At 72.1% G+C, this 6,912-nt stretch carries 9 protein-coding genes and 1 pseudogene; 5 read left to right on the top strand and 5 right to left on the bottom strand.

The annotated features are described in order from the left end of the window. Positions 1-1,004 (bottom strand): sensor histidine kinase (locus BLU79_RS46730; RefSeq protein ID WP_093912166.1); only part of this gene is annotated, 1,004 nt, incomplete at its 3' end. Between the two features lie 2 nt (positions 1,005-1,006). Then, complete coding sequence (locus tag BLU79_RS46725; RefSeq protein WP_093912165.1) at positions 1,007-1,726, bottom strand: response regulator transcription factor; 720 nt, start codon at positions 1,724-1,726, stop codon at positions 1,007-1,009. Between the two features lie 133 nt (positions 1,727-1,859). On the opposite strand from BLU79_RS46725, the gene BLU79_RS46720 reads away from it, so the two are divergent. Beyond that, on the top strand, positions 1,860-2,519 hold the full coding sequence (locus BLU79_RS46720; protein WP_177001471.1) for a pyridoxine/pyridoxamine 5'-phosphate oxidase: 660 nt from the start codon (positions 1,860-1,862) through the stop codon (positions 2,517-2,519). On the opposite strand, the gene BLU79_RS49685 is transcribed toward BLU79_RS46720, so the two are convergent. The 3 genes from BLU79_RS49685 to BLU79_RS46710 all read right to left on the bottom strand — a co-directional run bounded on the left by BLU79_RS49685 (position 2,404) and on the right by BLU79_RS46710 (position 3,453). Next, positions 2,404-2,691: a hypothetical protein gene (locus BLU79_RS49685; RefSeq protein WP_256333761.1), complete on the bottom strand. Its 288-nt coding sequence runs from the start codon at positions 2,689-2,691 to the stop codon at positions 2,404-2,406. The two genes, BLU79_RS46720 and BLU79_RS49685, sit on opposite strands and share 116 nt — an antisense overlap. A 94-nt stretch (positions 2,692-2,785) precedes the next feature. Further along, on the bottom strand, positions 2,786-2,965 hold the full coding sequence (locus BLU79_RS49680; RefSeq protein WP_256333760.1) for a hypothetical protein: 180 nt from the start codon (positions 2,963-2,965) through the stop codon (positions 2,786-2,788). After that, positions 2,962-3,453 (bottom strand): molybdopterin-dependent oxidoreductase, encoded by a 492-nt coding sequence (locus BLU79_RS46710; protein WP_093912163.1) that lies wholly within the window; start codon positions 3,451-3,453, stop codon positions 2,962-2,964. The genes BLU79_RS49680 and BLU79_RS46710 overlap by 4 nt, the downstream gene beginning before the upstream one ends. Before the next feature lie 138 nt (positions 3,454-3,591). Between BLU79_RS46710 and BLU79_RS47735 the strand changes: the two are divergent. The 4 genes and pseudogenes from BLU79_RS47735 to BLU79_RS46695 all read left to right on the top strand — a co-directional run bounded on the left by BLU79_RS47735 (position 3,592) and on the right by BLU79_RS46695 (position 6,829). Further along, positions 3,592-3,979 (top strand): annotated as a pseudogene (locus tag BLU79_RS47735) (molybdopterin-binding protein). Between the two features lie 68 nt (positions 3,980-4,047). Then, positions 4,048-4,872 carry a molybdate ABC transporter substrate-binding protein gene (modA, locus tag BLU79_RS47730; RefSeq protein ID WP_107489343.1) on the top strand — a complete coding sequence of 275 codons (825 nt, stop codon included), beginning with the start codon at positions 4,048-4,050 and terminating at the stop codon, positions 4,870-4,872. Further along, positions 4,869-5,738 (top strand): molybdate ABC transporter permease subunit, encoded by an 870-nt coding sequence (gene modB, locus BLU79_RS46700; RefSeq protein ID WP_093912161.1) that lies wholly within the window; start codon positions 4,869-4,871, stop codon positions 5,736-5,738. Before modA ends, modB begins: the two co-directional genes overlap by 4 nt. After that, positions 5,735-6,829: an ABC transporter ATP-binding protein gene (locus BLU79_RS46695; RefSeq protein ID WP_093912160.1), complete on the top strand. Its 1,095-nt coding sequence runs from the start codon at positions 5,735-5,737 to the stop codon at positions 6,827-6,829. The genes modB and BLU79_RS46695 overlap by 4 nt, the downstream gene beginning before the upstream one ends. Positions 6,830-6,912: the final 83 nt, after the last annotated feature.

Genomic DNA, 6,912 nt, shown 5'->3' with positions numbered 1-6,912 from the left:
CCGAGACCCGCGCCCGCCGGGGGCGTCCGGGCGTGCGTTCCTCGCCAGCCGGTGTCGAAGACCCGCGGCAGGTCCTCCTCGGGGATGCCGCCGCAGCCGTCCGTCACGGACACGACCACGCCGTCGGGCGAGCGCTCGGCGGCGACCGCGACCGTGCCGTCGGCGGGGGTGCGGCGGATGGCGTTGACCAGGAGGTTGCCCAGGACGCGGCTCATCTCCTTGCCGTCGACCTCGACCGGAACGGCCTCCACGGCGTCGCCGACCAGCCGTACGCCGTGCTCGCGGGCGAGCGGGTCCGCGCCCGCCAGGGCGTCGCCGATCAGGTCGTAGAGCGAGACGCGGGCGTACGACAGGGGCAGCGTGCCCGCGTGGATGCGGGAGAGTTCGAAGAGGTCGCCGACCATGCCGTTGAGGCGTTCGACCTCGGTGCGGATCTGCCTCAGGTAGCGGTCGGGGTCGGTGGCGACCCCGTCCTCCAGCGCCTCGGACATGGCACGCAGGCCGGCCAGCGGGGTGCGCAGGTCGTGGGAGATCCAGGCGACCAGTTCGCGGCGGGAGGTCTCCAGCGCGCGTTCCCGGTCGCGGGACTCGGCGAGCTTCGCACTGGTGGCCGCCAACTCCCGGCTGAGCGACTCCAGTTCGGCGGTGGCCGGGCCGTCGGGCGCGGCGAAGTCGCCGCCGTCACCGAACGAGCGGGCAGCGTCGGCGAGTTCGCGGCTGCGGGCGACGACCCAGCGGCCCAGCAGCAGCGCGGTCGCGAGAGAGACCACGGCCGCCATCGCCACCACGGTCGTCACCACGGTGAGGTCGTGCGGCGACAGGAACATCGCCCAGGCGACGGCGAGCGTACCCGCGAGCATGGCGACCACTCCGACCACCGCGACCACGGTGAGCGACGCGGTGAGCGAACGGCGGCGCAGCAGGCGCAGCGCACCGGCTCCGGCCAGGCCGGTGGCGGCGGCGCCGACGAAGGCGTACAAGGCGATGAGGAAGGTGTCGCGCACGGTCAGTCCTCCTCCCCACCGTCGGGTTCGAAGCGGTAGCCCACGCCCCACACCGTCTGGATCAGCCGCGGCCGGGCCGGGTCGTCCTCGACCTTGCCGCGCAGCCGGCGGACGTGAACGGTGACCGTGGACAGGTCGCCGAAGTCCCAGCCCCACACCTCGCGCATCAGGTCCTCGCGGCCGTACGCCCGCCCCTGATTGCGCAGGAAGAAGGCGAGCAGGTCGAACTCCCGGAGGGTGAGGGCGAGTTCGGTGCCGTTCCTGGTGGCGCGGCGGGCGGCCGGGTCGACGGTCAGGCCGGCCGCGCTCAGCACCCGCGTGCCCACTTCGGGCCGTGCGCGGCGCAGCACCGACTCCACTCTGAGGACGAGTTCACGCGGGCTGAACGGCTTGGTGACGTAGTCGTCGGCGCCGACCTCCAGACCGAGGATGCGGTCGTCCTCGTCACCGCGCGCGGTGAGCATGATGACCGGCACCGGCCCGTGCCCGCGCATCCTCCGGCACACCTCCAGGCCGTCCATGCCGGGCAGCATCAGGTCCAGGACGACGAGGTCCGGCCAGTGCGCGGCGGCCCGGGTCAGGGCCGCCGGACCGTCGTCGGCCCGGTCCACGGTGTATCCGGCCCGGTCCAGGTAACCGGCGACGACCTCCGCGACCGTGGGGTCGTCGTCGACCACCAGGATCCGCCCGGCCTGCCCCGTGACCTCGTACGACTGCTCCATGCCTCCAGCGTCTCACCGCGCCGCCTTCGAAGACCCCCACAGCCTTCGACGTCTCTGTTTCGTAAGGCAGACGTACGGTTTCCTATCCTTCTCCGGCAGACACATGGGCCCGATGAGAGGTGGCGTCCGGCACGTGCACGAGACGATGCGCAATGAGCTCAGGTCGATTCCGGTCTTCGCCAACGTGGGGACCGAGCACTTCCGGGAAGACGAGCTGCCGGACAACCCCCTGCCCGTGATCGGGGATTGGATCCTCGCGGCGCACGCGGCCGGCCAGCAGGAACCGCACGCCATGAGCCTCTGCACGGTCGACGCGTCGGGGATTCCGTCCAGCCGGGTCCTGATCGTCAAGGACATCGACGACGACCACCTGTACTTCGCCACACCGTCCGACAGCCGCAAGGGCCGCGACATCGCCGCGAATCCCCATGTGGCGGCCCACTTCCACTGGCCCGAGGTCGGGCGGCAGGTACGGATCGTCGGAACCGCGACCGACCAGGGCCGGGCCGCCTCCGACGACGACTTCGCCGAGCGGGGCCGCGGCTCCCGGCTCGCCGCCCACCTCCACCGGCCCGGCCCGCTCCCGGACCGGAAGGCCGCGCTGGCGGAGTTCGAGCGCCTCGGCTCCCTCCACCCGGGCGACGTGCCGTGCCCGCCGACCTGGACGCTCTACGCCATCACCCCCACCGAGGTGGAGTTCTGGGAGGCGAGCGTCGACCGGGTCCACCACCGGGTGGTGTACCACCGGGACTCGGCCCACGACGGCTGGCGGCACGAACTGCTGTGGCCCTGACACAGCTCACCGGTCTCACGCCCTGAGCCGGCGGGCTTGGAGCTTGGAGGTCATGCGACGCGCACGGCACGGACCAGGAAGTGTGCTCGCCCCACCCGATCCGCGGCTCGCCGCTTCCGGCATGGGCCGTACCCCCTGCCGCTACCGCCAGCAGCCGCGCGCCCAGGCACACGCCGAGCACCGGCACCTCGGCGTCCGCGGCCCGCAGCAACGCGGCTCCGCCGGGCGACCGGCGAAATTCTCGTGCGCCGCCGTCGGCCCGCCCATCACCACCGGTGCGGCCACATCGGCGAGGGAGTCCGGCACCGGGTCCCCGCCCAGGTCCGGTACACCCGCACCGGCAGCCCGGCCGCCTTCAGCGCCGTACCGATGGCGTACGGCCCCTCCCGCGGCGCGTGCTCCACGACCAGGGCGTCGACCGTCCCCTCGGTCTGGGTCGGCCTCACCGGGCTCCGTTCGTCGCGGGGTAGCCGCCGTCCACGCGGATCGCTTCGATGCCGCTGATGTGCCGGGCCCCGCAGCGGTCCTGGGGCAGGACGAGCTGAGGGCCGGCGCGGTCGAGCGGGGTGTCGTCGAGCGTGACCGCGAGGAGGACGGGCGCGCGGCCGAAGTCGGGGTCGATCTCCGCCCAGGACAGCAGGGCGTGGTGGCCGTCCGCACCGCGTACGGCGATCAGGAAGCGCAGCCGGTCCTTGCGGCGGACGGGGTCGAAGGCGGGGCCGGCGGCCGACAGGACGTCGTGCAGGAGCGGTCCGGTGAAGGTGTGGTGCTGGATGCCGCTGGTGGCGCACTCGAAGCTGACCTGTGCGCGGTGCTGCGGCCAGGCGTGCAGGTCGGCCACCGTCAGTCGGGACGGCCGGGCCAGATCGCCGATGAGGGCGAGCTCCGCCACCTGACCGGCGGCCGTACCGACGGCTGCGAGGGATTGACTCACGGGCTACCACCTCCCGCAGGACCGTACCCGAACCCGCCTCCCGTACAAACGCACATACCAACCTCATCGATCTACAGTCCGGCTCATGCAATGCGACAGAAGACTTTCGCCTCGCATCTGCGGCAGTATCATCGGCGCATGCACACCTACCGGATCGGGGACGCGGCCGCCTTACTCGGCGTCAGCGCCGACACCGTGAGGCGCTTGGTCGACGGCGGGAAACTCACCGCCGAGCGGGACGCGCAAGGCCACCGGATCATCCCCGGACCGGCCCTCGCGGCCTACGCCCGGCAGGTGCATGGCACGGATCGGGAGACCACCGTCTCCTCGGCCCGCAACCGCCTCACCGGCATCGTCACCGCCGTGATCCTCGGGGATGTGTCCGCGCAGGTGGAGATCCAGGCCGGGCCGTATCGGGTGGTGTCCCTGGTCAGCCGTGAGTCGGCTGAGGAGTTGCAGCTGGAACCCGGGGTTTCCGGCGGTTGCCGTGATCAAGTCGACCAACGTGGTCGTCGAGAGACCGTAGACGAGTGGTCGAGAGACCGTAGACAGGCTTTCGCGAGCGTTCGCGAGAGCAGAGGGAGTAGCCCCGTGATGACCCGTTCCGCGCGCCGGACCCGGCGGATGCTGCAGGTGACCGGCGCGAGCGCCGCCGCGCTGCTGGCCCTGAGCGCCTGCTCCTCCTCCGACTCGGACACCGCGGGGTCGGACTCCTCCCCCTCGGCGTCCGGCTCCCCCAAGCTCTCCGGCACGGTGACCGTCTTCGCCGCCGCCTCGCTGAAGGAGAGCTTCGAGAAGCTGGGCAAGGAGTTCGAGCAGGAGCACCCGGGCACGAAGGTCACCTTCAGCTTCGGCGGCAGCGACTCGCTGGCCGCGAGCATCACCGGCGGGGCCCCGGCCGACGTGTTCGCCTCCGCCAGCCCCAAGACGATGAAGATCGTCACAGATGCCGGGGACGCCTCCGGCACACCCGCCACCTTCGTCCGCAACCAGCTGGAGATCGCCACCCTGCCGGGCAACCCGGACAAGGTCGACTCCCTGAAGGACCTCACGAACTCGGACCTGAAGGTCGTCCTGTGCGACAAGGAGGTGCCGTGCGGCGCCGCCGCCCAGAAGGCCCTGGACGCGAGCAAGCTGAAGCTCACGCCGGTGTCGTACGAGCAGGACGTCAAGGCCGCCCTGACCAAGGTCGAGCTGAAGGAGGCGGACGCCGCCGTCGTCTACAAGACCGATGTGAAGGCCGCGGGTGACAAGGTGGAGGGCGTGGAGTTCCCCGAGTCCGCCGACGCCATCAACGACTACCCGATCACCCTGCTCAAGGACACACAGAACACCGAGGCCGCCAAGGCGTTCATCGCGTTGGTGCAGTCCGCCGAGGGCCAGCAGGTCCTGACCGAGGCCGGGTTCCTCAAGCCGTGACCTCCCCGCACGAAAGGTCCGCTGCCGTGGCCGACACCCTGACGGGTGGGCCGCGGCGCGGGCGCGGCCGGACGGGTCTCAAAGGCTTCAGGGGCGCGCCGCTGCCTCTGCTGGTGCCCGCCTTGCTGGGGCTCGCATTCCTCGTGCTGCCGCTGATCGCCCTGCTGATCCGCACCCCCTGGCGCAGCCTGCCGGAGCAGCTGACCAGCCCCGAGGTGTGGCAGGCCCTGCAGCTGTCCCTGCTGTGCGCGACGGCGGCCACCGCGGTGAGCCTGGTCATCGGCGTGCCTCTGGCCTGGCTGCTGGCCCGCGTCGAGTTCCCCGGACGTGGCCTCGTCCGAGCGCTCGTCACCCTGCCGCTCGTGCTGCCGCCCGTGGTCGGGGGTGTTGCACTGCTGATGGCGCTCGGCCGCAACGGGGTCGTGGGGCAGTGGCTGGACGACTGGTTCGGGGTCACGCTGCCGTTCACGACGGCGGGCGTGATCGTGGCCGAGGCGTTCGTCGCCATGCCGTTCCTCGTCATCAGCGTCGAGGGCACGCTGCGGGCCGCCGACCCGCGCTACGAGGAGGCCGCGACGACGCTGGGCGCCTCCCGTTTCACCGCGTTCCGCCGGGTCACCCTGCCGCTGATCGCGCCGGGCATCGCGGCGGGCGCGGTGCTCGCCTGGGCCCGGGCGCTCGGTGAGTTCGGCGCGACGATCACCTTCGCCGGCAACTTTCCCGGCCGTACCCAGACCATGCCACTCGCCGTGTACCTCGCGCTGCAGAGCGACCCGGCCGCCGCGATCTCCCTCAGCCTGGTGCTGCTCGCCGTATCCATCGCGGTCCTGGCAGGGCTGCGCGACCGCTGGATGACCGCCTCATGACCTACGTCAAGAAGACCGCGCCCGATATCGCGGCCGTCTCCGCCCCGGCGCCGGAGGGGCTGGACGCCCGGTTGGTCGTCGAGCGCGGCACCTTTCGCCTTGACGTCACTCTCGCCGCCGCACCCGGCGATGTCGTCGCCCTGCTGGGTCCGAACGGCGCCGGCAAGACCACGGCCCTGCGCGCGCTGGCCGGCCTCATCCCGCTGACGGACGGGCATCTACGGCTGGACGGCGCGGAGTTGGACCGTATGCCGACCGAGTCACGACCGGTCGGCGTCGTCTTCCAGGACTACCTGCTCTTCCCCCACCTGTCCGCCCTGGACAACGTCGCCTTCGGGCCGCGCTGCCACGGCGCGTCCAAGGCGCAGGCCCGTGCCGAGGCCGCCGTATGGCTGGAGCGTATGGGGTTGTCGGAGCACGGGTCCGCGAAGCCCCGCCGGCTCTCCGGCGGCCAGGCCCAGCGCGTCGCCCTCGCCCGCGCCCTGGCCACCCACCCCCGCCTGCTGCTCCTCGACGAACCGCTCGCCGCGCTCGACGCCCGTACCCGTCTCGATGTCCGCGCCCAACTCCGGCACCACCTGGCCGACTTCGAGGCGGTCGCCGTACTCGTCACGCACGACCCGCTCGACGCCATGGTCCTGGCCGACCACCTCGTCGTCATCGAGGACGGGCAGGTCGTCCAGCAGGGCACACCCGCCGACATCGCCCGCCGTCCGCGCACCGACTACATCGCCCACCTGGTCGGTCTCAACCTCTACCAGGGGCAGGCCGAAGGGCACACCGTCCACGTCGACGGCGGATCGGCGGTCACGACCACGGAGGACCTCACCGGCCCGGTCTTCGTCGCCTTCCCGCCGAGTGCGGTCACCCTCCACCAGGACCGTCCCAGCGGCTCCAGCGCCCGCAACCTGTGGCGCTGCGAGGTGGCCGGCATGGAGACCCACGGCGACCAGATCCGCGTCGCCCTCACCGGCGGACTCCCCCTGGCGGCGGACCTCACCACGGTCGCCGCGGCCGAACTCGACCTGCGTCCGGGAGCCGCGGTCTGGGCCACGGTCAAGGCTGCTCAGACGCACGCGTATCCCGCCTGAGGAGTGGGCCCGGGTGTGCGAGTGTCAAGGGACGGGACTGGCTCCAGCCCGCTCGTCGCCCTCAGCGCCCTCCTTCTCTCCGC

Origin of the sequence: Streptomyces sp. cf386 (assembly GCF_900103585.1) — a bacterium.
In the GTDB taxonomy this organism is placed as follows: Bacteria; Actinomycetota; Actinomycetes; order Streptomycetales; family Streptomycetaceae; genus Streptomyces.
Note: the sequence above shows the minus strand (reverse complement) of the source record. Positions and strands in the feature narration are given on the sequence as shown.